This is a genomic window from Nonomuraea fuscirosea (genome assembly GCF_035917475.1).
Classification (GTDB): Bacteria; Actinomycetota; Actinomycetes; order Streptosporangiales; family Streptosporangiaceae; genus Nonomuraea; species Nonomuraea fuscirosea.
The window spans coordinates 10,170,366-10,194,178 of record NZ_CP109074.1 but is presented as its reverse complement, the minus strand read 5'-3'; the positions used below and the strand labels follow the sequence as shown (position 1 = coordinate 10,194,178).

23 protein-coding genes are annotated in these 23,813 nt (G+C 71.9%); 14 read left to right on the top strand and 9 right to left on the bottom strand.

Going from position 1 to position 23,813, the window contains the following annotated elements; translation table 11 throughout:
• Positions 1 to 11 precede the first annotated feature (11 nt).
• The gene (locus OIE67_RS46785) at positions 12 to 527 is read right to left on the bottom strand and encodes a MauE/DoxX family redox-associated membrane protein (protein ID WP_326632754.1); all 516 of its coding nucleotides are present in this window, start codon (positions 525 to 527) and stop codon (positions 12 to 14) included.
• A 105-nt stretch (positions 528 to 632) separates the two neighbouring features.
• Here OIE67_RS46785 and OIE67_RS46780 point away from each other — a divergent pair, with 105 nt between their 5' ends.
• Positions 633 to 914, top strand: a complete 282-nt coding sequence (locus OIE67_RS46780; RefSeq protein WP_326632752.1) for a hypothetical protein — start codon at positions 633 to 635, stop codon at positions 912 to 914.
• A 108-nt stretch (positions 915 to 1,022) separates the two neighbouring features.
• Positions 1,023 to 1,904, top strand: a complete 882-nt coding sequence (locus OIE67_RS46775; RefSeq protein ID WP_326632750.1) for a CPBP family intramembrane glutamic endopeptidase — start codon at positions 1,023 to 1,025, stop codon at positions 1,902 to 1,904.
• Positions 1,905 to 1,946: 42 nt separating this feature from the next.
• On the opposite strand, the gene OIE67_RS46770 is transcribed toward OIE67_RS46775, so the two are convergent.
• Positions 1,947 to 2,534, bottom strand: a complete 588-nt coding sequence (locus OIE67_RS46770) for a TetR family transcriptional regulator (protein WP_326632748.1) — start codon at positions 2,532 to 2,534, stop codon at positions 1,947 to 1,949.
• 98 nt (positions 2,535 to 2,632) lie between these two features.
• On the opposite strand from OIE67_RS46770, the gene OIE67_RS46765 reads away from it, so the two are divergent.
• Complete coding sequence (locus tag OIE67_RS46765; protein WP_326632745.1) at positions 2,633 to 3,670, top strand: NAD(P)-dependent alcohol dehydrogenase; 1,038 nt, start codon at positions 2,633 to 2,635, stop codon at positions 3,668 to 3,670.
• Positions 3,671 to 3,746: 76 nt separating this feature from the next.
• Here the strand turns inward: OIE67_RS46765 and dmpG are convergent, their stop codons facing one another.
• Genes dmpG through OIE67_RS46750 form a run of 3 tightly spaced genes read right to left on the bottom strand, consistent with a single transcriptional unit; the run spans position 3,747 to position 6,543 of the window.
• Positions 3,747 to 4,787, bottom strand: a complete 1,041-nt coding sequence (gene dmpG, locus OIE67_RS46760; protein WP_326632743.1) for a 4-hydroxy-2-oxovalerate aldolase — start codon at positions 4,785 to 4,787, stop codon at positions 3,747 to 3,749.
• Positions 4,784 to 5,728: an acetaldehyde dehydrogenase (acetylating) gene (locus OIE67_RS46755; protein ID WP_326632741.1), complete on the bottom strand. Its 945-nt coding sequence runs from the start codon at positions 5,726 to 5,728 to the stop codon at positions 4,784 to 4,786. The genes dmpG and OIE67_RS46755 overlap by 4 nt, the downstream gene beginning before the upstream one ends.
• A complete protein-coding gene (locus OIE67_RS46750) occupies positions 5,725 to 6,543 on the bottom strand; it encodes a 2-keto-4-pentenoate hydratase (protein WP_326632739.1) in 819 nt (272 codons plus the stop codon). Before OIE67_RS46750 ends, OIE67_RS46755 begins: the two co-directional genes overlap by 4 nt.
• Before the next feature lie 103 nt (positions 6,544 to 6,646).
• Here OIE67_RS46750 and OIE67_RS46745 point away from each other — a divergent pair, with 103 nt between their 5' ends.
• The 10 genes from OIE67_RS46745 (at position 6,647) to OIE67_RS46700 (ending at position 18,949) form a co-directional block, all read left to right on the top strand.
• Entirely contained in the window at positions 6,647 to 7,396 is a 750-nt protein-coding gene (locus OIE67_RS46745; RefSeq protein ID WP_326632737.1) for an IclR family transcriptional regulator, read from the top strand.
• 99 nt (positions 7,397 to 7,495) lie between these two features.
• The gene (locus tag OIE67_RS46740; RefSeq protein ID WP_326632736.1) at positions 7,496 to 7,924 is read left to right on the top strand and encodes an organic hydroperoxide resistance protein; all 429 of its coding nucleotides are present in this window, start codon (positions 7,496 to 7,498) and stop codon (positions 7,922 to 7,924) included.
• 110 nt (positions 7,925 to 8,034) lie between these two features.
• On the top strand, positions 8,035 to 8,691 hold the full coding sequence (locus tag OIE67_RS46735; RefSeq protein WP_326632734.1) for a TetR/AcrR family transcriptional regulator: 657 nt from the start codon (positions 8,035 to 8,037) through the stop codon (positions 8,689 to 8,691).
• Positions 8,692 to 8,782: 91 nt separating this feature from the next.
• Complete coding sequence (locus tag OIE67_RS46730; protein ID WP_326632732.1) at positions 8,783 to 9,598, top strand: alpha/beta fold hydrolase; 816 nt, start codon at positions 8,783 to 8,785, stop codon at positions 9,596 to 9,598.
• A 5-nt stretch (positions 9,599 to 9,603) separates the two neighbouring features.
• Positions 9,604 to 10,470: a VOC family protein gene (locus OIE67_RS46725; protein WP_326632730.1), complete on the top strand. Its 867-nt coding sequence runs from the start codon at positions 9,604 to 9,606 to the stop codon at positions 10,468 to 10,470.
• 218 nt (positions 10,471 to 10,688) lie between these two features.
• Entirely contained in the window at positions 10,689 to 12,044 is a 1,356-nt protein-coding gene (locus OIE67_RS46720) for an MFS transporter (protein WP_326632728.1), read from the top strand.
• A gap of 71 nt (positions 12,045 to 12,115) precedes the next feature.
• Complete coding sequence (locus OIE67_RS46715) at positions 12,116 to 12,859, top strand: alpha/beta fold hydrolase (protein ID WP_326632726.1); 744 nt, start codon at positions 12,116 to 12,118, stop codon at positions 12,857 to 12,859.
• Positions 12,856 to 14,487 carry an FAD-dependent monooxygenase gene (locus OIE67_RS46710; RefSeq protein WP_326632724.1) on the top strand — a complete coding sequence of 544 codons (1,632 nt, stop codon included), beginning with the start codon at positions 12,856 to 12,858 and terminating at the stop codon, positions 14,485 to 14,487. Before OIE67_RS46715 ends, OIE67_RS46710 begins: the two co-directional genes overlap by 4 nt.
• A gap of 23 nt (positions 14,488 to 14,510) precedes the next feature.
• On the top strand, positions 14,511 to 16,613 hold the full coding sequence (locus tag OIE67_RS46705) for a hydantoinase/oxoprolinase family protein (RefSeq protein WP_326632722.1): 2,103 nt from the start codon (positions 14,511 to 14,513) through the stop codon (positions 16,611 to 16,613).
• An 11-nt stretch (positions 16,614 to 16,624) separates the two neighbouring features.
• A complete protein-coding gene (locus OIE67_RS46700) occupies positions 16,625 to 18,949 on the top strand; it encodes a hydantoinase B/oxoprolinase family protein (RefSeq protein WP_326632720.1) in 2,325 nt (774 codons plus the stop codon).
• Between the two features lie 105 nt (positions 18,950 to 19,054).
• Here OIE67_RS46700 and OIE67_RS46695 read toward each other — a convergent pair whose 3' ends face one another.
• The 4 genes from OIE67_RS46695 to OIE67_RS46680 all read right to left on the bottom strand — a co-directional run bounded on the left by OIE67_RS46695 (position 19,055) and on the right by OIE67_RS46680 (position 22,102).
• A complete protein-coding gene (locus OIE67_RS46695) occupies positions 19,055 to 19,447 on the bottom strand; it encodes a hypothetical protein (protein ID WP_326632718.1) in 393 nt (130 codons plus the stop codon).
• Between the two features lie 124 nt (positions 19,448 to 19,571).
• Positions 19,572 to 20,000: a hypothetical protein gene (locus OIE67_RS46690; protein WP_326632717.1), complete on the bottom strand. Its 429-nt coding sequence runs from the start codon at positions 19,998 to 20,000 to the stop codon at positions 19,572 to 19,574.
• A gap of 9 nt (positions 20,001 to 20,009) precedes the next feature.
• A complete protein-coding gene (locus OIE67_RS46685; RefSeq protein WP_326632715.1) occupies positions 20,010 to 20,300 on the bottom strand; it encodes a hypothetical protein in 291 nt (96 codons plus the stop codon).
• Between the two features lie 194 nt (positions 20,301 to 20,494).
• Entirely contained in the window at positions 20,495 to 22,102 is a 1,608-nt protein-coding gene (locus OIE67_RS46680; protein ID WP_326632713.1) for an N-acyl-D-amino-acid deacylase family protein, read from the bottom strand.
• A 258-nt stretch (positions 22,103 to 22,360) separates the two neighbouring features.
• On the opposite strand from OIE67_RS46680, the gene OIE67_RS46675 reads away from it, so the two are divergent.
• Complete coding sequence (locus OIE67_RS46675; protein ID WP_326632710.1) at positions 22,361 to 23,806, top strand: hypothetical protein; 1,446 nt, start codon at positions 22,361 to 22,363, stop codon at positions 23,804 to 23,806.
• Positions 23,807 to 23,813 lie beyond the last annotated feature (7 nt).

Sequence of the window (23,813 nt, the reverse complement as noted above, 5' to 3'; positions counted from 1 at the left end):
CCGGTACGGCGTCACGCGCCCCCGGAGACCGGCAGGAACAGGTCGGCGAGGTCGTCGAAGGCGATCAGGAGGACGGCGCCGACCAGCCCGGCCGGCACCGCCAGCGCGAGACCGGCCACGGTCACGGGACCACCGGTGAACGCCGCCGCCGCCCCCAGCCCCACGACGAGCAGCAGCAGCCCGTTCCGGACCAGATGCACCGGGCCGAGCGGCGTCACCGACGCGCCGAAGCACCGGCACGGCTCCCGCCGCCCGCCCCGCAGCGAGACGGCGATCCACGTGGAGAACGCGACCAGCAGCACCCCACCGGCGGCCAGCCCCGCCCGGGGCAGCACGACCAGGCCGGCCGCGGCGACGACCTCCACGACCGCCGTCGCCAGCGCGGCGGGGAACCGGATCGTTCCGGGCAGCGACCCCAGCGTGGCGGCGAAGGACCGCAGCGCGGCACGGCTGCGCAGCTTCGAGTACGCGGAGACGACGAAGACCGTGGCGAGCAGGACCTGACACGCCACCAGCACGTGAACCATGACCTCAGATGCTCGCCCGCCCCGTTAGCCCGCCACTGGCGCGCCGGTAGCGCGCCCCGGCACCGCCCCGTTACCGGCCTGGCACCGCCCCGGACGCGCACGCGGGTGCCGCCCACCCCTCGCGCCAGGGGCGGCAACCCCGAGGCCTACGCCCGCAGGGCCCTGGTGAACCAGACGATCTCGTGGCGCATCCGCAAGCGGCCCGAACTGCCGGGAGCCGAGCTGCCCGAGCCGGCCATGCGGCTGGGCGGCTGGCTGAGCGCCACGGAGGTGACCCTGCCGGCCTTCTCCGAGCCCACGAACGTCACCTCGGGCGGTGCCGGGACTGGTGTGGACGCCGGCCGCTCCCCCTGCGGGGTACTGACGGGCCCGCGATCCCCCGCGTGAGCTACCCGGCGAAGCCCGTCACAGGGGGATGGCAGGTCAAAGCCCGATCTCTAGTGTTTTTCTCACCGCGGAAAACGCCGCGGAGACCTGATCGAGAGGAACACGATCGTGGCATCCACGGAGCACCAGCAGACCCTTCCGCAGGCCGGCCCCTCCGCGGCCCGGAGCCGGCTGCGCACCTTCCGCTTCCCCGTCCTGCTGGTCGCGATGTTCGCCGTGATGACGGTGATCGCCGGGATCAACCAGCTCGTCTCGCCCGTGCCGGTGCTGGCCCTGCCGGTGGGCGTCGGCCTGGCGGTCGCGGCGATCGTCGCCTACCGCCGCCTCTCCCGTGCCGTCGAGCTCCGCTCGGACGTGCCCGAGCTGGACAAGGCGGACCGGCGGCCCCGGCTGCGGCGGGGGACGCTGCTCGGGCTCGGCCTGTTCACCGGGCTGATGGCGCTGATCGCGGTGTTCGGCGGCTGGCAGGCCGTGTCCTGGGGCTCCATCGGCGGCGCCCTCGGCGCCGCGGGCATGATGGCGAGCGTCGCCGTGGCCGAGGAACTGCTGTTCCGCGGGGTCCTGTTCCGGATCATGGAGGAGCGCCTCGGCACCGTGATCTCGCTGGTCGTGTCCATGCTGGTGTTCGGCGCGACCCACCTGGTGAACGCCAACGCCACGCTGTGGGGCGTGCTGTCCATCGCCCTGACCGGCGGAGTCATGCTGGCCGCCGCCTATGTCGCCACCCGCTCGCTGTGGCTGCCCATCGGCCTGCACTTCGCCTGGAACTTCACCCACACCGGGATCTTCGGGGTCTCGCTCTCCGGATCGGACTCTCCGGTCGAGGGCCTCCTGAACGTGACGCTGTCCGGCCCCTCCGCGCTGACCGGCGGCGTCTTCGGGCCCGAGGCCAGCCTGCTCGCCCTGGTGGTCTGCCTGGTTCCCACGATCGCCCTGCTCCGGCGGGCCAAGCGCACCGGCCAGATCAAGAGCCGTACCCGCTCTTCGTGAAGCACCGACTGAACGGCCCGCCGGGGACTCCCGGCGGGCCGTTCAGTCGTTCGCGACCGCGCGCAGGACGCACTCCCTGAGCAGCTCGCGGCGCCGCTCGTGCACCTCGGGCGGCTCCTCGCCGGACGCCGCGTAGACGTTGCTGACCGGCGACCAGGCCATGGACATCGCGATGACCAGGGCCATCAGATCGAACGGATCTCCCTGCCGCACCCGCCCCGCCGCCTGCGCCTCGGCGATGGCGCGCAGCTTGTGGTCGTCGAGGCGGTCGTGCTCCGCCACGAGGTGGCCGGTCGGCCGGCGCTCCAGGCGGGCCCAGGTGGCCAGCCGGATGAGATCGGGACGGCGCAGGTATTCGTCGTAGAGGCGCACGGCCCAGTCGGCGAGGTCGGCGGCGTCGATGGGGACGACGTTGACGATCCGTTCCAGCGAAGCGAAGAAGATCGCGTCGAAGAGCCCCTCCTTGTTGCCGAAGTAGGCGTAGAGCTGGGCCTTGTTGGTCCGCGCCGCCGCCACGATCCGCTCGATGCGGGCTCCGGCGATGCCGTATCGGGCGAACTCCTGGGTGGCCACGTCGAGGATGCGCTGGTACGTCGCGGCGCCGCGCGCGGTCAGGGGCTGGTCCGCCATGGTCGTTCACGCTACCAGACAGAACAGTTGGTTTGCTTTGGCCGGCAGGTGTGCCTACGATCAAATAAACCGAACAGTCTGTTTTAAGGAGAGTTGTTGTGCGTACCACGACCGGATGGCAGGCGGACGGCCCGGCGACGCTGCGGCGTACCGAGCTGAAACGGCGCGACCTGCGCCCCGACGACCTCGCGGTCAGGATCGACTACTGCGGCGTCTGCCACAGCGACCTGCACGCCATCCACCACCAGGACAGCGCGGCGGGCGCTCTGGTGCCGGGCCACGAGTTCACCGGCGTGGTCACCGAGACCGGGCCGGCCGTCACCCGCTTCGCCCCCGGCGACCCCGTCGCGGTCGGCAACATCGTCGACTCGTGCGGCGAATGCGGCATGTGCCGGGCGGGCCAGGAGAACTTCTGCCACGCCTTCCCGACCCTCACCTACGGCGGCACCGACCGGCTGGACGGATCGACCACGCTGGGCGGCTTCTCCCGCGAGTACGTCGTCCGCGAGGGCTTCGCCTACCCGCTTCCGTCCGGCCTCGACCCGGCCGCCGCCGCGCCGCTGCTCTGCGCCGGCGTCACCGTCTGGGAGCCCCTGCGCGCCCTGGGCGTGGGCCCGGGCAGCCGGGTCGCCGTGGCGGGGCTGGGCGGCCTCGGGCATCTCGCCGTCAGGATGGCCGTGGCCCTCGGCGCCACGACCTCGGTCGTCAGCCGCTCGTCCGGCAAGGCCGACGACGCCCGCCGGCTCGGCGCCCACGGGTTCGTCGTGTCCACCGACCCGGACCAGGTGGCCGCCGCCCGCGACACGTTCGACGTGGTCATCGACACCATCTCCGCCCCGCACGACCTCGGCCCGTACCTGCGGCTGGTCGCCATGGACGGCACGCTCAGCCACCTCGGTCACCTCGGGCCGGTCACGGTGGACACCATGGACCTGCTCCTCGGGCGCAAGAAGCTCAGCTCCGCCGGCAGCGGCGGCCGTCCCGCGACCGCCGCCATGCTGGAGTTCTGCGCCGAGCACGGCATCACCGCCGAGATCGAGCTGCTGCCTTCCGCGCGGGTGAACGAGGCGCTCGACCGTCTCGGCCGCAACGACGTCCGCTACCGGTTCGTCCTCGACCTGTCCGACCTGAGCTGAACGGGCGCGGATCGCCTGATCCCAGCCGCGGGAACGACCGGGTCACGAGAACGACCGGGTCACGAGGACGGCGCGGTCACGAGGGCGATGCGGCGAGGTCGAGGGCGATGTCGGCGATCAGGTCCTCCTGGCCGCCGACCATGCCGCGCCGCCCCGCCTCGACCAGGATCGAGCGGGTGTCCAGGCCGTAGCGCGCGGCGGCGGCCTCGGCGTGGCGCAGGAAACTCGAATAGACGCCGGCGTAGCCGAGGGTCAGCGTCTCGCGGTCGACCCGCACCTCGCGGTCCTGCAACGGCCGGACGAGGTCGTCGGCGGCGTCCATCAGCGGGAACAGGTCGCAACCGTGATCGAGGCCGAGCAGGTCGGCCACCGCGACGAACGCCTCGATGGGGCAGTTGCCGGCCCCGGCGCCCTGCCCGGCCAGGGACGCGTCCACGCGGGACGCGCCGTTCTCGACCGCGACCACGCTGTTGGCGACGCCCAGGCCCAGGTTGTGGTGGGCGTGGATGCCGAGCTGCGTCTCCGGCCGCAGCACCTCCCGGTACGCGCGGATCCGGTCCCGTACGCCGTCCATGGTGAGACGCCCGCCGGAGTCGGTCACGTAGACGCAGTGCGCGCCGTAGGACTCCATGAGCCTGGCCTGCGCGGCGAGCTCGGCCGGCGCGGCCATGTGGGACATCATCAGGAAACCGGCCACGTCCATGCCCAGCTCACGGGCGGCGGCGATGTGCTGCGCGGAGATGTCGGCCTCGGTGCAGTGCGTGGCGATCCGGACGGAACGGATGCCGAGCCGGTGCGCCTGGCGCAGGTCGTGCAGGGTGCCGATGCCGGGCAGCAGCAGCGTGGTCGGCACGGCCCGCCGGGTGACGTCGCAGACCGCCTCGATCCACTCCCAGTCGGTGTGCGCGCCGACCCCGTAGTTGATGCTCGAACCGGACAATCCGTCGCCGTGCGCGATCTCGATGGCGGCCACGCCGGCCGCGTCCAGCGCGGCGGCGATCGAGCGCGCCTGCTCGACGGTGTAGCGGTGCCGGATGGCGTGCATGCCGTCCCGCAGGGTCACGTCCTGGACGTACAGGCTCGCGATCGATGGGCCGGTCGTCGGCTGGCTCGTCATAGGGTGGTCTCCTGGCGGTGGGCGGCGATCCGTTCGGCGGTCCGCAGGGCCGCCGACGTCATGATGTCGAGGTTGCCCGCGTAGGCGGGCAGGTAGTGCGCGGCGCCCTCGACCTCCAGGAACACCGACACCTTGATCGCGCCGCCGGGCGCGCCGGCCGGGATCAGCCGGTGCAGCGGGTCGTCGGCGGCGACGGTCTCGAACTGCACCTTCTGCTTGAGCCGGTAGCCGGGCACGTACGCCTGCACCCGCCCGACCATCGCCTCGACCGACGCGGTGACGGCTTCGGTGTCGGCGTCGGAGACGAGGCAGTGCACGGTGTCGCGCATGATCAGCGGCGGCTCGGCCGGGTTGAGCACGATGATGGCCTTGCCCCGCGCCGCGCCCCCGACCCGCTCGATCGCCGACGCGGTGGTCTCGGTGAACTCGTCGATGTTGGCCCGCGTGCCTGGCCCCGCGGAACGGGAGGAGATCGACGCGACGATCTCGCCGTAGTGCACCGGGGTGACCGCACCGACCGCCGCCACGATCGGGATGGTGGCCTGCCCGCCGCAGGTGACCATGTTGACGTTCGGGGCGTCGAGGTGTTCGTCCAGGTTGACCGGCGGCACGATGTAGGGCCCGAGCGCCGCCGGCGTGAGGTCGACGACGGTGCGGCCGAGGCGGCGCAGGACCTCGTCGTGGCGGCGGTGCGCGCCGGCGGAGGTCGCGTCGAAGACGTACTCGACCTCGGCGAACTCGTCCAGCCGGACGAGACCGTCGACGCCCTCGTGGGTCGTGGCGACCTTGAGGCGGCGGGCCCTGGCCAGCCCGTCGGACTCGGGGTCGATGCCGGCCATGGCGGCCAGGCTGAGCCGGTCCGACAGCCGCAGCACCTTGATCATCAGGTCGGTGCCGATGTTGCCCGAGCCGATGATCGCCACCTTGGCGATCCCGCTCATGACGCCTCACCCGGCTCGGCGAAGGAGGCGGTGACCTCGGCGAAGGAGGCGGTGACGGAGCCCAGGCCGGAGATCTGCGCGGTGAAGACGTCGCCGGGCGCGGCGGGGACCATCGGGCCGAGCGCTCCGGTCAGGACCACGTCGCCGGCGCGCAGGGGTTCGCCGCGGCGGGCCAGCGTCGAGGCCAGCCAGGCCGCGGCGTTGAGCGGGTCGCCCAGGCAGTCGCGGCCGGTGCCTTCCGAGACCAGCTCGCCGCCCCGGTACATCCGCATCGAGACGTCCGCCGGTTCGACCTCCTCGATGGAGACCTGCTGGTCGCCGAGGACGAACAGCCCCGAGGAGGCGTTGTCGGCCACGGTGTCGACGATCGTGATGTCCCAGCCGGCGATCCTGCTGTCCACGATCTCCAGCGCGGGGCGGACGGCCGCCGTCGCCGCGCGCACGTCGGCCGGGGTGCAGTCGGGACCGGTCAGGTCGGCGCCCAGGATCAGCGCCACCTCCGCCTCGATCCTGGGCTGGAGCAGCCGCCCGGCCGGCACGGAGCCGCCGTCCGCCATCGCCATGGAGGCGAGCAGCGCCCCGAAGTCGGGCTGGTCCACGCCCAGCTGGCGCTGCACGGCCGGCGAAGTGAGGCCGATCTTCCGCCCGGTCAGCCGGTGGCCGGCCGCGAGCAGACGCTCGTTGTTGAGCCGCTGGACCTCATAGGCGGCGTCGACGTCGCCGGCCGCGAACAGGTCGCGGATCGGCGGGCACGGCGTGCCGGTGGCGGTCGCGGTCGCGAGCAGGTCCGCGGCCTTCTGGACGGTGGCGCTCATCGTGGCTCCGAGCGGGTCGAGGGCATCGGCGCACCTCCGAAGGGGTGGCTGTGAACGTCCCCAGGTATAGGCGGGTGAGCCGGGGTGTGCCAAAGTTCGTTCCGTGCACCGGAACACCTCGCCCGTGAACATGCTGGACAAGGCCGTGTCCATCCTGGATGTCTACCGCCCGGACGGCGGCTCGTTCCGCCTGACGGAACTCGCGGCCAGGGCGGGCCTGCCCAAGACCACGGCCTTCCGCCTGATCGGCGACCTCGTCCGGCTCGGCCTGCTGGAGCGCGACGGGGAGCGCTACCGGCTCGGCGGCACCCTGTTCGAGCTGGGCTCGCTCGTCCCCCGCCGGCATGACCTGCGCGAGAGCGCGCTGCCGTTCCTCCAGGACCTGTTCGAGAGCACCCGCCAGACCGTGCACTTCGGCATCCGTGACGATCGTGACGTCGTGTACCTCGAACGCATCCACGGTCACGACGCCGTTCCCCTGCCGTCCAGGATCGGTGGCCGGCTGCCGCTGACCTGCACCGCGATCGGCAAGGCCCTGCTCGCGTTCTCCGGGCCCGAGCTGGCGGACGCGATCCTGGCCGGGCCGCTGCCGCGGCTGACCTCGTACTCGATCGCCGACCCGCTGCGCCTGCGGACGGCGCTCGAACAGACCCAGGTGTCCGGGCTCGCGTACGAGGAGCAGGAGGCGGCGCTCGGGATCAGCTGCATCGCCGCGCCGGTGTTCGCCGGCGCCGGCGAGCCCGTCGCGGCGCTGTCGGTGGCGGTGCCCCGGGAGCACTTCCGGCCCGCCCACCTCGCCCCGGCGGTGCGCACGGCCGCCCTCGGCCTGTCCCGCACGCTGCGCCAGGGCTGAAACGGAGAAGAGAGAACGTTCGGTCTTGACCAAACGGCGGCCGACCGTCATGATGAGTGGAGGGAGAACGTTCGGTCTTCTAGGGAAGGAACCGCGACCATGAGCCAACCCCTTTACACCGGCATCGCCACCTCCACCGGGGACGGCAGGGCGGGAGGCAACGCCAGGACCGACGACGGCCTGCTCGACGTCACCCTGGCCATCCCGAAGGAGATGGGCGGCCCCGGCGGCGCGACCAACCCGGAGCAGCTGTTCGCGGCCGGCTGGGCCTCGTGCTTCCACTCGGCGCTCAAGGCCGTGGCCGCGCAGCGGAAGACGCCCGTCACCGACTCGGCGGTCATCGCCGAGGTGCAGGTGCTCCCCACCCCGGAAGGCGGGTTCACGCTCAGCGCCGCGCTGCATGTCGAGCTGTCGGGCGTGGACCAGGCGACCGCGGACGCGCTCGTTGACGGCGCCCACGCGATGTGCCCCTACTCCAACGCGACGCGCGGCAACATCCCGGTCACCCTGGACGCGACCGTCGCATGAAACCCCGGTGGCCGGGCCGGCGCGGACCCCGTCGGCCCGGCCACCGGCTCCACCCCACACCGGTGATCACCGTTTGGGTGCCGCCGTCCGAGCGGATCTATCATGGCCGCATGGTCAGGGAATCCGGCTCCGCGCCGGCCGCTGCCGGTCTGAGCAGCCGCGAGGTCATCTTGAACGCGGCGCGCACCCTCATCGGCGAAAAAGGGTACGACGGCATGGCCATCTCCGACCTGTGCGCGCAGTCCGGGCTGCCGCCCAGCTCGATCTACTACCACTTCGGCAACAAGCTCGGCGTCCTGGCGGCCCTCCTTGAGCGCACGTTCGACGAGTTGCACGCCCTGTTTCCCAACCCGTCCTCGTTCGACGACCTCGCGCCTTTGGAGCGGCTCGAAGCGTGGTTCTCGGCCGCGTGCCGTTCGCTCGACCGGCGGCCCGACTACCTCCGGCTGCTCGTCGCCATCAGCGTCGGGCCGCAGAAGGACGCCGAGGTGGTGCGCAGGACCGTGCGCCGCATCCGCGACTACGCCCACGCGTCCTGGGTCGACGCGCTCACGCCCATCTTCGCGCCCGAGGGCGGCGAGGCCGGAGAGGCCCTCGTGCAGCGGCTGGCCGTTCTCGGCCGTGCCCTGACCGACGGTCTCTCGGTGACCAACAGCTTCGACGAGATGACCTACAGCTCGCAGGTCACGCCCTTCGTCGCCCTGGTCCGCGGCCTCGCGGAGCACCGCGACGGCGCGCAGCGGCTCTTCGACGACGGCGAGGCCTGACCTCCGGAAATCGGTGGCGAAGTCACTCTTGATAACACCGCCGAAATTTGTATAGTGAACGCTACATACAGGCGGACGGATTGGAGGCGGAGTGACGAGCACATTAGATGTCGGTGACCTGCGCCTGGCCTACACCGAGGCCGGCGCCGGCGCCCCGGTCGTGTGGCTGCACGGCTCGGGACCTGGCGCCACCGGTATGAGCAACTTCGGCGGGAACCTGCCCGCCTTCGCGGACTACCGCAACATCGTGATCGACCTGCCGGGCTGGGGCGACACCCCGCGGCCCGAGCTGGACGAGCCGCTGATCTTCCACGCCGCCGAACGGGTGTGCCGGGCGATGACGGCGCTGGGGATCGAGCGGGCCCACCTGGTCGGCAACTCCTACGGTGGCGCGGTGGCGATGCGGATCGCGATGCGCCATCCGGAGCGCGTGGACCGGCTCGTTCTCATGGCGCCGGGCGGAGTCCTCCCCGCGGACGCGCCGCCCTGGCCGGTCGGCCTGGACCGCCTCTTCGCCTACATGGCCGCGGCCAAGCCGTCGCGCGAGGCGATGGCGGAGTTCGTCCGTCTCATGGTCCACGACGAGAGCCTCGCGACAGAGGAGCTCATCGACGAGCGCTACGAGTCGAGCCTGCGCGCCCACCCCGAGCTGCCGATCCCGCCGAACTTCGGCGACCTGACCCCCGACCTGGGCCTTATCGCCGCCCCCACGCTGCTCGTGTGGGGTAGGGAGGACCAGACCGTCCCGCTGACCTGGGCGTCCAGGATCCTCGACGGGATCCCGGACGCGGAGCTGCGCGTGCTGCCGCGCTGCCGGCACTGGGTCCAGTACGAGCGCGCGCCCGAGTTCAACCACATCGTCCGTGAGTTTCTGCAGGGCGGAGCAGCCGCCGCATCGGAGGAATGACACCCGTGGGTATCAGGAAGCTGGGCTACGTCGGACTCAACGTCACCGACGTCGAGGCGTGGACCGGCCTGCTCGGCCGTACGCTGGGGATCGGCGTCACCCTCGCCAAGTCCGGCACCGACGAGGTCGCCCTGGCCGAGCTCGACGAGTTCAAATACCGCGTGGCCCTCTACCCCTCCACCGAGGACAGCCCGCGCGAGCTGGGCTGGATCGTCGACACCCCGGCCGAGCTCGACCGGCTCACCCGGCGGCTCACGGACGCCGGCTTCACCGTCGCGGAGGGATCCGCGGAGGAGCGGGAGCTGCGCGGCGCCACGTCGCTGCGCTGGTTCACCGACCCGGTCGGCTACCGCGTGGAACTCGCGGTCGGAGAGGCCAAGGTACGCACCGCCGCCGCCCGTCCGCCCGGCGGCCCCGGCACCACCGGCCTGGGACATTTCGTCCTGGCCGGTCCCAGGCTCCAGGAGATGCGCGAGCTGTACGAGTCGGTGCTGGAGTTCAAGCTGACCGACTACCGCGCCCCCGGCCTGTTCTTCTTCCGCTGCAACCGGACCCACCACAGCATCGCCCTGGCCAGCGCCGAGACGGCGTCGATCCACCACCTGGAGTTCGAGCACGGCTCCATCGACGACGTCGGCCGGGCCTACGACCGGGCCAAGGCGAACGACGTGCCGATCTCGATCAGCCTCGGCCGGCACATGAACGACAAGGCGATCTCCTTCTACGTCAAGAACCCCAGCGGCTTCCACCTGGAGATCGGCTGCGCGGGCATCGAGGTGGGCGAGGACTGGGTCCCGCACGACTTCGGCCGCCCGGACGTCTGGGGACACCACCACGCCGACGCCAATCCCTTCGCCGCACCGAAGTCGTGACCCGCACGGCCCCGAGCCGTCCGACATCCTGACCGCGACGCGGCCCGACGCTCATCCCCGCCGGTAGACCCGGACGCCCCTGACGTCCTCGGCAGAGCCGGCGCACCCCCACCGTTGTAGAGCGAACGCTACATACACAGCCTGAGGCGCCCGTACGGGCGCCGGTCCAGGCTTACTCGGGGGCTTTTCGACCATCGCGCAACCAAGCGAGGTTTCCCTTGAACGTTCTCGAGCAGGTCAAGAACTCACCGATGAGTCCCGCCCAGATCAGGGCGGTCGCGCTGTGCCTCGTGATCAACCTGGTGGACGGGTTCGATCTCCTGGTGACCTCCTACGTCGGGCCGACGATCACCCGCGAGTGGGGCCTGTCCTCCTCGGACGTGGGCGTCCTGCTGAGCGGCGGGCTGGCCGGCATGGCCATCGGCGCGCTCTTCCTGGCGCCGCTCGCCGACCGCATCGGCCGCCGCCGGCTCACCCTCGCCTGTCTCGCCCTGGCCTCGGCCGGCATGCTCGCCGCCGCCCTCACCCAGGACTTCGGCCAGCTGCTCGCCACCCGGCTGGTGACGGGCGCGGCGGTCGGCGCGATGGCGGCCAGCCTGCCGGTGCTCACCTCGGAATTCGCGAACAACCGGCGCAGAGGGCTGGTCGTCGCGCTGATCACCACCGGGTACGGCATCGGCTCGGTCATCGCCGGCGTCGCCTCCAGCCTGCTGATCGGCTCGTACGGCTGGCGCTCGGTCTTCGTCTTCGGCAGCGTCGTCACCGCCGTCCTCTTCGCGGTCGGCCTGCGTGCTCTGCCCGAGTCGATGGACTACCTCGTCGCCCGCCGCCCCGGCGACGCGCTGGAGCGGTTCAACCGGATCCTGGTGTCGATGGGACGCGCGCCCGTCGAGACCCTGCCGGAGCCCGCGTCCCCGACGGGGTCGCGCAAGGTGGCGCTCGACTCGTTGTTCCGCGGCCGCAACGCGGTCAGGACGGTGCTGGTCTGGCTGGCCTTCACCGCCGCTCAGCTGATCTTCTACTTCGCCAGTTCGTGGACGCCCGGCCTGCTGCTGGAGGCGGGGATGTCCAACCAGCAGGGGATCAGCGGCGGTGTGCTGTTCAGCCTCGGCGGCGTCACGGGCGCGATCCTGCTGGGGGTGCTGGCCTCCCGGGTCGAGCCGCGCCGGCTGACCGCGGCGTACTTCGTCGCCGGCGCGCTCATGCTCATCCTCTTCTCGGTGTCGCTCGGCACGCTGGCGAGCGCGCTGGTCGTGGCGGTACTGGTCGGGCTGTTCCTCAACGGGACGGTGTCCGGGATCAACGTGATCGTGCCGAGCCTCTACCCGGCCGAGTCCCGCGCGACGGCGCTCGGCCTGGCCGTCGCCGTGAGCAGGCTCGGGGCCGTGCTGGCGCCGCTGATCGCCGGGTTCCTGCTGCAGGCCGGCTGGACGCCCGGGTCGATGTTCCAGGTCTTCGCGATCCCGGCCGTGCTCGGCGCCGCCGCCACGATCCTGCTCACCCGGTTCGAACGTACGACGAGGGACGCCCCGGCCGAGCCCAGGCCCGTCGAGGGTGCGGCGGCCGAAGCATGACGCCGCAGCAGGCAGGCCGGTCCCGCCCGGGTCCCGTCCCCGGCACGATGCCGGAGGAGGGCGCGGGTCCCGTGCTCGTGCTGCTGCACGGCGGCGGGCCGGGTGTGGACGCCGCGAGCAACTGGGCGGCGGTGCGGACCAGGCTCTCGGCCCGGTTCCGCTGCCTGGCCCCCGACCTGCTCGGCTTCGGCACGCAGGTCGGCGGCGACGGCACGGCCGCCCTCCGGGGACCGCGGGCCTGGGCGGCGGCCCGCGCCCGGCAGGTCCTCATGCTGCTCGACCAGCACGGCCTCGACCGCGTGCACGTCGTCGGCAACTCGGCCGCGGGCGGCGCCGCGGCGCTGGCCCTGCTCGCCGCCGCGCCGGACCGGGTCGGGCGCGCGGTGCTCATGGGCGGCGCCGGCACGGGCCCGCTGCCGCGTACCGTCCCCTTCTACGACGAGCCGACGCGGGCGTCCATGCGCGCCACCCTCGGCCGGCTGGTCGCCGACGAGAGCGCGCACCGCGACCTCCTCGACGACCTGGCCGGCGTACGGCTGGCGCGGGCCCTGCGCCCCGGCGCCGAGGAGGCGTTCCGGTCGATGTTCGCCGAGGTCACGGACGGGACGCCGCCCGTCGATCCCGGTACTATCGCCACCCCGGTCCTCGCCCTGCACGGGGAGCGGGACCGGGTCCAACCGGTCGAGGTCTCCGAGCGGCTCGCCGCCGCCCTGCCCCACGGCCGCCTTGAGGTGGTGGCGGGGGCGGGGCACTGGATCCACGTCGACCGGCCGGATGAGTTCTGCACCCTGGTAGGGGAGTTCCTGAGCGCATGACACCGCAACCCACCACCCCCGGCGATCCGGCCGGCGTCCTCGTCGTCGGGGCCGGCCCCACCGGGCTGACCCTCGCCATCGACCTCGCCCAGCGCGGCGTGCCGTGCCACGTCGTGGAGGCTACGGAGGAGCGCGGCGCCAACCCCCGGTGCAACACCACCTCCGCCCGGTCGATGGAGATCTTCCGCCGGCTCGGGCTGGCCGGCGACATCCGCCGGGCCGGCCTGCCCGAGGACTACCCGACCTCGATCCAGTACCGGACCAGCCTGCGCGGCGAGCCGATCTTCCGGATCGACCTGCCGTCGGCCGGCGACGTGCTGGCCGGCGCCGGCCGGGACGGCTGGCCCACGCCGGAGCCGCAGCACCGCGTCTCGCAGCTGTTCCTCGAACCGATCCTGGAGCGGCACGCGAGCCGGCACCCCCTGATCACCCTCGACCGCGGCACCCGGCTGGTCGGGTTGCGGCAGGACGACGAGCACGTGGAAGCGGTCGTGGAGTCCGGCGGAGCGCGCCGCACTCTCCGCTGCGCGTACGTGGTCGGCTGCGACGGGGCACACAGCGCCGTCCGGCGCGCGCTGGACATCCGGTACGAGGGCATCGACGCCATCCAGCGCTTCGTGTCCACCTTCGTCCGCTCACCCGAACTGGGCCGGCTGGCGGCCGAGGACCGGGCCTGGACGTACTGGACCTACGGCCGCCGGCCCGCCGCGCTGATCGCCATCGACGGCGGCGAGCTCTGGCTCAACCACGCCGCCTTCCCGCCCGATCACGACACCGAGGCCGAGGACCCCCTGCGGCTGCTGGAGGAGGCCGTCGGCGGTCCGGTCGAGCACGAGGTGCTCGGCGTCGTGCGCTGGACCGGACGCCGGCTGGTCGCCCAGCGCTACCAGGACGGCCGGGTGTTCTTGGCCGGGGACGCCGCCCACATCTGGATCCCCGTGGGCGGGTTCGGCATGAACGCCGGCATCCAGGACGCGGCCACCCTGGGCTGGATGCTCGCCGCCGTGCACCACGGGTGGGCGCCGCCCGGGCTGCTGACCGTGTACGAGAAGGAGCGCAAGCCGGTAGGGGAGCAGTTCGCCGGCGCGGTGGGGGCGGCGGCGCGCAAGTCGTTCGCGGACGTCTCGCCGGACATCCACCTGCCGGGCCCTGAAGGTGAGCGGGCCCGCGCCGAGCTGGCCGAGCGGCTCGCGATCACGGAGCCGCACCGGTACTCACCCGACGGTTTCAGCTTCGGCTACCACTACGCGGGCTCGCCCCTCGTGGTCGGCGGCGCGGAGCAGGCGGCCATCACCATGGGCGACTACCAGGAACGGGCCAGACCCGGGTTCCGGCTGCCGCACGTCTGGCTGGCCGACGGCCGGTCGGCGCTCGACGCCCTCGGGCCCGGCTTCACCCTGCTGCGCACCGACCCCGCCCTCGACGTCACCCTCTGGACCGAGGCCGCTCACGACCTCAAGATGCCTTTCACCGTGGCCGACCTGCCCGGCGACCACCCCGAGCGCTATCCCACCGCGCTGCTGCTCGTACGCCCTGACCAGCACGTCGCCTGGATGGGCGGCGCGGACGCCCGCCCCCGCGAGCTCCTGCGCACGGTCACCGGGCGCGTCATGGCCCACCAGCGGTAAAGATCACCAGGAGAGAAACGCACATGCCATACGCACTGGGCATCGACGTGGGCGGCACGTTCACCGACGCCGTCGCCTCCGACGGGGCCGGCCGCATCGTGTCGGCCAAGACGCCGACGACCCCGCCGAACCGCGAGGCCGGCGTCATGCGCGCGATCGAGGACCTCGCGGACGAGCTCGGCATCGGCGTCGGCGAGCTGCTGTCGCAGACCGACTACATCGCCCACGGCACCACGGCCTCGATCAACGCCCTCGTGCAGGGGCAGGTGGCCGACGTCGGCCTCATCGCCACCAAGGGGCACCGGGACGCGATCTACATCATGAACGCCGAGGGCCGCACGCTCGGCCGGTCGGCCCACGAGATCCAGGACACGCTGCGGCAGCGCAAGCCCGCACCGCTGATCCCGAAGTACCGGGCGCTCGAAGTGACCGAGCGGATCGACTACGCGGGCACGGTCCTGGTCCCGCTGGACGAGGACGAGGTCCGCCAGGTCACCCGCACCCTGGTGGAGCAGGGGGTCGAGGCCATCGCCGTCTGCCTGCTGTGGTCGTTCAAGAACGGGGCGCACGAGCAGCGCGTCCGCGAGCTGATCCACGAGATCGCCCCCGGCATGTACGTCACGCTCTCCTCGGAGGTCAGCCCGCGCATCCGCGAGTTCGCCAGGACCTCCACGACGATCATGAACGCCCAGGTGGGGCCGCGGCTGCGCACGTACCTGCTGCCGCTGCAGCGACAGCTGGAGGAGCGCGGGCTCAAGGGGCCGCTGCTCGTCATGCAGAGCGAGGGCGGCACCATCACCGCCGACCGGGCTCCCGAGCACGCCATCACCACGGTCGGATCCGTCCTGTCGGGTGGCGTCGTCGGCGGCATGCGCCTGGCCGAGCAGCTCGGGCACCGTAACGTCATCACCACCGACGTCGGCGGCACCACGTTCCTGGCCGGGCTGATCGTGGACGGGGAGCCGGTCATGGCGCCGGGCTCCATCGTCAACCAGTTCCCGATCAACGCGGCGACGATCCGGGTGCACACCATCGGCTCGGGCGGCGGCGCCCTCGCGTCCGTGGACGAGGGCGGCAACCTGCGGCTCGGCCCGCAGAGCGCGGAGGCCGTCCCCGGCCCCGCCTGCTATGGCAACGGCGGCACCCGGCCCACGAACACCGACGCCAACCTGGTGCTCGGCATCCTGAGCGAGCGCGGGCTGCTCGGCGGGCGCAAGCCGCTGCGAATGGAGCTGGCCCGCGAGGCGATCCGCGAGCACGTGGCGGAGCCGCTCGGCCTCACCGTCGAGGAGGCCGCCATCGCCATCCACGAGGTGCAGAACGCGCAGGCCGGAGACCTCCTGCGCCGGGCCGTCGTGCAGGCAGGACACGACCCCCGCGACTTCGTCGTCTACGCCTTCGGCGGAGCGGGACCCGCCCACTGCGCCGGCTACTGCCAGGACCTGGGTGTCAGCGAGGTCGTGGTGCCGCTCGGGCCGGTCGCCTCCGCCTTCTCCGCGTACGGGCTCGCCGCCTCGGACGTCGTGCTGAGCGCCGAGCTGTCGGACCCGTCGTCGTTCCCCGTCCCTCACGCGGTGCTGGAGTCGCACTTCGCCCGGCTGGAGGCCGACCTGCAACGCGGCCTCGACCAGCAGAAGGTGAAATTTCATGACGTGACGCTGCAGCGCGAGGTCGATCTGCGCTACTCGATGCAGGTCACCGAACTCGCCACAGCCGTCCCCGACGCCTTACTCACCGAGCGCACCGGCGAGGAGATCCTGGAACGCTTCGAGACGCAGTACGAGCGCATCAACGGCAGCGGCGCCGGCTATCGCGAGGCCGGCGTGCAGGCGATCACCTACCGCGTCCGGGCCAAGGCCGGCCTCGGCTTCCCCGTCGCGCTGCCGGAGATCCCCGCGGCCGACGGCCCCGACCCCGCCGAAGCGCTCGTCGAGGAACGTTCCGTCTGCCTCGACTCGCGGCTCGGCTTCGTGCCCACCCCCGTCTACGACTACGCCCGGCTGCGCGCCGGCCACGAGCTCGTCGGGCCGGCCGTCGTGGACGTGCCGACCACGGTGGTCGTCGTCCCCGCCGGCGTCACCGGCCGCGTCGACCGCCTCGGCAACCTCGTGCTGAGCTACCAGTGAGGACACGTTCCATGGCATCAAGGATCCCCGGGGCGGACGAGTTCACCAGCAGGCCCCTTCCCCGCGCCGAGCTGCTCCGGCAGATCTCGCCGGCGCTGTCGCTGCACCAGGCGGACGACGATGGGGACGTCGACGCTCTCACCTACGAGGTCGTCCGGCACCGGCTCTGGGCCATCACCCAGGAGATGGGCGAGACCCTGCGGCGGATGTCGGGCTCGCACGTCGTCACCGAGTCCAACGACTTCAACTTCTCCATCTGCGACGAGCTCGGCGAGCAGGTGCAGGTGGGGACGTACAACATCGGGCTGATCGGCTCGATGGACCTGGCCATCGTCTGGACGCTGCGCAACCGTAGCGACAACCCCGGCATCGCCGAGGGCGACATGTTCCTCTGCAACGACCCGTGGATCGGCGGCGGGCTGCACCAGAACGACGCCGCGATCCTGGCGCCGATCTTCCACGAGGGCAAGCTGTTCGGCTGGACGACCGCCATCGCCCACCAGGTGGACCTGGGCGGGCCCAGGCCCGGCTCCTTCAGCCCGTCCGCGCAGGACGTGTTCGGCGAGGCCGTCCCGACACCGCCGCTGAAGGTCGTGCGCGGCGGGGTGCTGCAACGGGACGTCGCCGACGCCTGGGTGCGGCGCTCCCGGCTGCCGCACCTGGTGGGGCTCGACCTCCGGGCCAAGATCGCGGCCAACAAGAACGCGGCCGAGCAGATCCTGCGGCTCATCGCCAAGTACGGCGCCGACACCGTCAAGATCGTCATGCGCCGGATGATGGACGACGCGGAACGCCGCTTGCGGGCCAAGCTGGAGACCCTGCCCGACGGCACCTGGACCGCGGTCGGCTACCAGGAACAGTCGCAGACCGGCGACCGCGGCCTGCACGCGATCAAGGTCGCCATGACCAAGGAGGCCGACCGGCTCGTCTTCGACTTCCGCGGCACAGCCGGGCAGACCGGCATCATCAACTGCCCGTACCCGGGATTACGAGCCGGGATCGTCTTCACCATGCTGCCCCTGCTGGCCGGGGACATCCCGTGGGCGGCCGGCGGGCTGATGCGCTGCTTCGAGATCATCACCGACGAGGACACCATCACCAACGCGTCCTTCCCCGCCGCGGTCGGCAAGGGGCCGTTCGGGCCGGCGTGGGGAGCGGGCAACCTGGTCGCCGAGGTGCTGGCCAGGATGCTGGACGCCGAACCCGGCCATCGCGGCGACGTACAGTCGATCTGCAACGGCACCACGGACCTGTGCGTCGTCTCCGGCGTCGACGAGCGCGGCGGTGGCGCCAGGGGCTTCGTCTCGCCGATCTTCGACGTCATGGCCGGCGGCTACGGCGCCCAGGTGTACCACGACGGCGTCGACACCGGCGGCCGGCTCATCATCCCCTCCGCCCGGGCCCCTGACGTCGAGATGACCGAGTACCTCTACCCCCTCGTCGCCCTGTGGCGCCGCGAGCAGACCGACTCCGGCGGGCCCGGGCGGCAGCGGGGCGGGATGAGCGGCTCGGTCTGCTACGTGCAGCACCCGTCACAGACGGGGACGATGTCGCTGGTCGTCTCCGGCACCGGCAAGGTCGCGAACCAGAACGTCGGCCTGGCTGGCGGCTACCCCGGCAACTCCCAGCTCGACCTGGTCGTACGCGGCATCGACGTGCCCCAGCTCGCCGACACCGCCACCATCCCGGCCGGTCTGGACGAGCTCGGCGGCCGGACCGAGGTGCTGCCCTGCGAAGGCGAGTCGACCCTCGGCCCCGGGGACGCCCTCTACCTGCACTGGCAGGCGGGCGGCGGCTACGGCGACCCCCTGCTGCGGCCGGCCGGGCAGGTCCGCGAGGACGTGCACCAGGCTCGTGTCTCGGCGCGGGCGGCGCGGGAGGTCTACGGCGTCGTGCTCGACGAGGACGGCGACGTGGACCCGGCCGCGACCGACGAGAGCCGAGAGAAGCTGCGGCACCGCCGCGCGTCCGACGCCGGTCTGTCCGGCACCCGGCTCACCCCGATCGGCGCCCCCGACCTGGCCACGGCCCGTCGGCTCGACGACAACCTCGCCGTCGTGGAGTCACCGTCACCGGACGGCGGAACCGTCGTGTGCGTGCACTGCGGCACGTGGATCGGGCCCCTGTCGGGGGGCGCGTTCGTCACGGGCCTGGCCCGCCGCGACTCGGCTCCGGCGGAGGCGGGGCCGCACATCTGGCCCGATCCGGGGGAGTACGTGGACGCGGAGGTCGTCTTCCGGCAACTGTTCTGCCCCGGCTGCCTGACCGCGGTGCACTCCCGAGTCGTCCCCACCGACCATCCCCTGCCCGCCGACGAGTACCGGAGCTGGACGTGAGGTCGCCCGCTCGCGCCCTCGGGGCAGGAGCGGAGACGCCGGCCCGCGACCACTGAACTGGGCGGCCCAGCTGTGCGCGCATCACCATGCCGCGGCTCGGGCCGCTCAGCCCGGTTGCTCACTCCGCCGTCGCAGCCAGACCACCCCTTTTTCTCCTGCCCGGCCGGAGGTGGCGTCAAGTTCGTCCCGCTCGCTTTCCCGTGGCTCCCAATCCACATAGGGAAAGAACACCGCCCGCCAGCACAGCTTGATGAGCAGGATCTCGCCATAGATGGGAATGAGACCCAGCAGCGAATCGCGCAGCCGGTAGGAGGAGAACCGGGACAACAACCCGATCCCCACCACGATGAAGAGCCGCGCCACAGCCAAGCCCGCCGAGTCCGCGATCCAAATGGGCTCTCCCGCGAGCGTCCGCTCGTACAGCGGGTCCACAAATGCGCGTTCGAGTGATCGAGCGAGGGCGTATCCTCCTACGAATATGCCCGCGGCCAGCAGCACCGCTCCAGGCCGGCGCATCGTCTGCCTTCTCCGCACAGCCTGTCCGCCATTCCCCACAACCGTCTCCTCCACTCACGGGCAAAGCCATGGGGCGGGTTGAGCGCATAAGCCCGATGATCGGTGATCATCCCGTACGCGGGCTGTCGCGGTCTAATACGTCAAGGTCTCCCTCCATGGTGACGACCACGAGCCACGATCGGTCCTCGGCGAGAAAATAATGGTGTTCCGGTATTTCGAGCAACGCGGCCACGACCGCGAGGGCATTCACATCGGTGCAGCACACGCCATAAGGCGAGAGCGAGTCACCGACGTGTTCCACCACGGAGCCGGGCCGCAAACGCCGCCGCACCTCTTCCGCTGCCCTCGCGGCCAGCCGCCGGTCATCGGCGATTCTCCAGTGCGCATGCCGGCCCTCCACGCGCTCCCAAGCAATCTTGGACCCATCGGCCGGAAAATGACGGTGCAGCCAATCGAAAGCGGCCGACTGGTCGCGACGCTCAAGCTCACTGAGCGGTGACTCGGCATACACCGATTCCCAGTAGTCAGCATTCATCGCAGTCGCTCAGCGGAATTGCACCGCCACCTCCAGGGGCGAGGTGGGGGACCGGTCATAGACCCAGACCTCCACCGTCCGCCCGGCACTCGCCTTGCTGACGCCCGCGACGCAATAGGAACAACGGTCGGTGGGCGCGTCCAGCACCTCCCACGCGTCCTCGCGAAACGGCTCCAGCAACCGGTACCCCGACACGGCGCGACCCGCTTCGAAGAGAAGGTAGGCGTCGCTGGACCCCGCATCGCACCCGTTGTTCTCGGTCACGGTTCGGGCCACCTCGGGCGGCAGCAATCCGTCCACTGCGCTTCTGAGACCCGCGACTTCCGCCGCTGCCGTATCGGCACACTCAGTCGCTGGAACACGACCCACACCGCATCCGACGGAAGCCATCGCGAGGCCCAGCAGAGCGGCCAGGAGTAATCGCGGTCGAGCCCGCATGAATTCCCTTCCGAAGCGTGACTCCTACTCCGTAGCAGTATCGGGGCCGCGGGTCGTCAGCGTCCACGCCGGAGGGCGCGGCCGGGAAGATTTCCGGTGGGTACGCCGTCCGTGAGCGCCGGCAGTCCGTTGACCACCACGTGCCGGACCCCGGTGGCGTACCGGTGCGGCTCCTCGTACGTCGCGTGGTCGCCCACCGTCTCCGGGTCGAACACCACGATGTCGGCGAACTTGCCCGGCGCGAGCAGGCCGCGATCCCGCAGCCCGAGATTCCCCGCCGGCAGACTGGTCATCCGGCGTACCGCCTCGCCGAGGGTCAGCAGGGACTGCTCGCGCACGTACCTGCCGAGGATGCGGGCGAACGTCCCATAGGCCCGAGGATGCGTGGGCGCGTCGGCGTACGGCGCCTCGGTGGCGAAGGTCGGCGCGTCGGACCCGACGGAGACCCACGGGTTGCGCAGCGCGGTGCGCAGCACCTCCTCGCTCATCATGAAGTACATGGCGTGCAGGGTCGGCTCCCGCTCGACCAGCCGCAGCAGCGTCTCCACCGGCTCGGTCCCGTCCCGGTCGGCCGCCTGCCGCAGGCTGAGGCCGCGATACTCCGCCGCCGGCCCGTTCGGGTCGGGGAGCAGCATGACGCCGTCCGCGCCGCCAGCGGCCAGGAAGAGGTTCTCCCAGCGCTCCGACGGGGTCGTCACCCCTTCGCGGATGCGGGTGCGTTCGCCGGGGTCGGCGAGCCGGGTCGCGAGGGCCTCGTGGCCGCCTTCGTGGAAGTGCGGCGGGATCGAGGCGCCGAGCTGGGTCTGCCCGGCGAGATAGGGGTAGATGTCGGCGGTCACCGGCTGACCCGCCGACCGGGCGGCCTCGACGCGTTCGACGGCCCGCGCCATCTTCGGCCAGTTGTGCCGTCCGGCGGCTTTGAGGTGATAGATCTCCGCGTGCACCCCGGCCCGGCGGCCGATCGTGATCAGCTCGTCGACGGCGTCCAGGAAGTGATCGCCCTCGCTGCGCAGATGTGAGATGTACGAGCCGCCGTACCGGGCGACGACCTCGCAGAGCGCGACCAGCTCGTCCGTGGAGGCGAAGCACCCCGGCGGATAGATGAGCGCCGACCCCACCCCGAGGGCACCGTCGGCCATCTCCTCGTCCAGCACGCCGCGGACGCGCGAGAGCTCGGCCGCGGTCATCGGCCGGTCGTCCGAGCCCGCCCCGATCATGCGCAGATTGTGCGCGCCGACGAAGCTCGCCACGTTCTGCGCCACCCCTTTGCCTTCCAGATGGGCGAGGAACTCCGACAGGCGGTCCCACACCAGCGGCGGATCGTCCGGCCCGTTGCCCGCTTCGAGCTCCGCCCGCACCTCCGGGGTGTGCGGCCCGATCGAGGTGCCCTCGCCGAAGATCTGCGTGGTGACGCCCTGGTAGAGGTCGGACAGGCCGCGGCCGTCCTGCTCCAGGGTGAAGTACGCGTGGCTGAGCACGTTCACGAAGCCGGGCGCGACCACCAGCCCGGTCGCGTCGAGCACGGGCACGTCCGGTCCGACGGCGCCCGCGCCGGGACTCACGGCGGTGATCCGATCACCGTCGACGAGAACGTCGGCCACCCGGCCGGGGCCGCCGCTGCCGTCATGAACCGTGCCACCGCTGATCACCAAGGTTGTCGTCATACCAGCATCCTGCGACGACGACCCGGTCCAGCAGTTCATCGGATCCGATGAACCCGCCCCCGACCTTTGGTGGCCACCGACGAAGCCCGGCCGGCCTGGCACGACCGCCATCTCCGTCGCTGAAAGATATTCATGCGAATTCGGCTGGGCGAAGCCGCCGGATAAGGCCCCGCCGCACCGAATATTCCTTTTACCGGCGGCCGGGGGAGCGGCCATATTGAGAAAGGCCATTTGTGCGGGGCGGGTGGAGGTCAGGCGATGGCTCGGCTCGGTAGGTTTCTGCTGGCAGCTCTGCCGCTCCTGGTGCCGACGGGCTGCACGGGGGAGGGCGACGATCGTCCTGGTCAGCCGGCGGAGTTCGCCTGGCAGTGCGAGGTGAGCAACCGCGTCACCAGCGGTCTGCTCCAGGTCGACGCGGGGATCCTGACGTTCTCCGCCTCGCTGGAAAAGGGTTATGCCGTGCTCAAGGATCCCGAACGGGGGAGGCGTACGCACGCGGCGGCTCTGTCGTACAAGCTGAGTGCGGGCCCGCGTTTCGTTCCCGCGTTCACCCCCTGGCTCGACGGCGGCACCTGGATCGGCAGGATCGGCCCCGGCCTCGAAGGCTCGATCGCGGCGGGCGCGGCGGCGACGTTCGTGTACGAGCGGCCGACCGCGAGCGCGGCCCGCGAGGTCCTGAGCCAGGTCGTGCCGCCGGACGGCTGGAATCGCGCGGCGATCGGCCTGAGTGCCAGGGCGGCCGGGTCGGCGTCCCTGGGCGCGGGGCCGATGGCGGGCGTGGAGGTGGGCGGCGAGGCCGAGACCGCCGCCGAGGTGATCCTCTACCCGGACAAGGGGTTCGCGGTGACGCGGGCCTGGCGGGGCACGGTCGGGGCGGGATCATCGGGAAACGGACCGTCGCTGCTCGGCCTGCGCGCGGGCTGGAGCGGCAGCCTGGCCGTCTCCTACAGTCTCTTCTTCGACCGCGAGTTGCGCGCCCGCCAGCTCACCGTGGTGACCGAGACCGTCACGGGCGACACCATGCAGCGCACCACCCGGCTGCTCGGCCTGGGCCGGCGCGCCCGCGAACTGGTCGAAGGAGCACTGCCCGAGATGCTGGTCAGCCCGCTGCTCGCGGCCTCGCCGCCGTCGGCGGGAACGTTCCTCACGGTGACGGCCGAGCCGTTGCTGGCGCGGATGCGGAGCAACGGCACCACGGTGCGGGCCACGTACTCGGTGGTCGCCGACTCCAGCGAGTACGGACTGGAGTTCGTGGCGTTCGGCGGGTCGCTACAGCGCGGGGTGACCAGGGCGAAGCTGACGAAGATCTCGTTCACGAAGGCCGGCCAGGAGCTCACGCACGGATGTGGCCTGGTCGAGGTCGCCCCGGCCCCGGTCCTGCCCCCGGTCGTCACCCGGCCGACCCTGCCGCCGAAGTGCGTACCCGCACCCACCACACTCCCGCCCACCCCGATCCCGACCACCTTCATCGAGACCCCCACGGACACCGTCACACCCTCCGCCCTGGACGATCCCTGCGCGTCCCCCTCGCCTACGCCGTCCCAGACCCCGACCGACCCGATCCCCACCGACCCGATCCCCACCGACCCGACTCCCACGGAGACACCCACCATCACCCCGACCCCGGCCCCGACCCCGACCCCAACGGAACCACCGCCGACTCCCAGCCCGTCGACCGAGGCCCTGGAGAGCCCGGCCCCCTGAGCAGAGC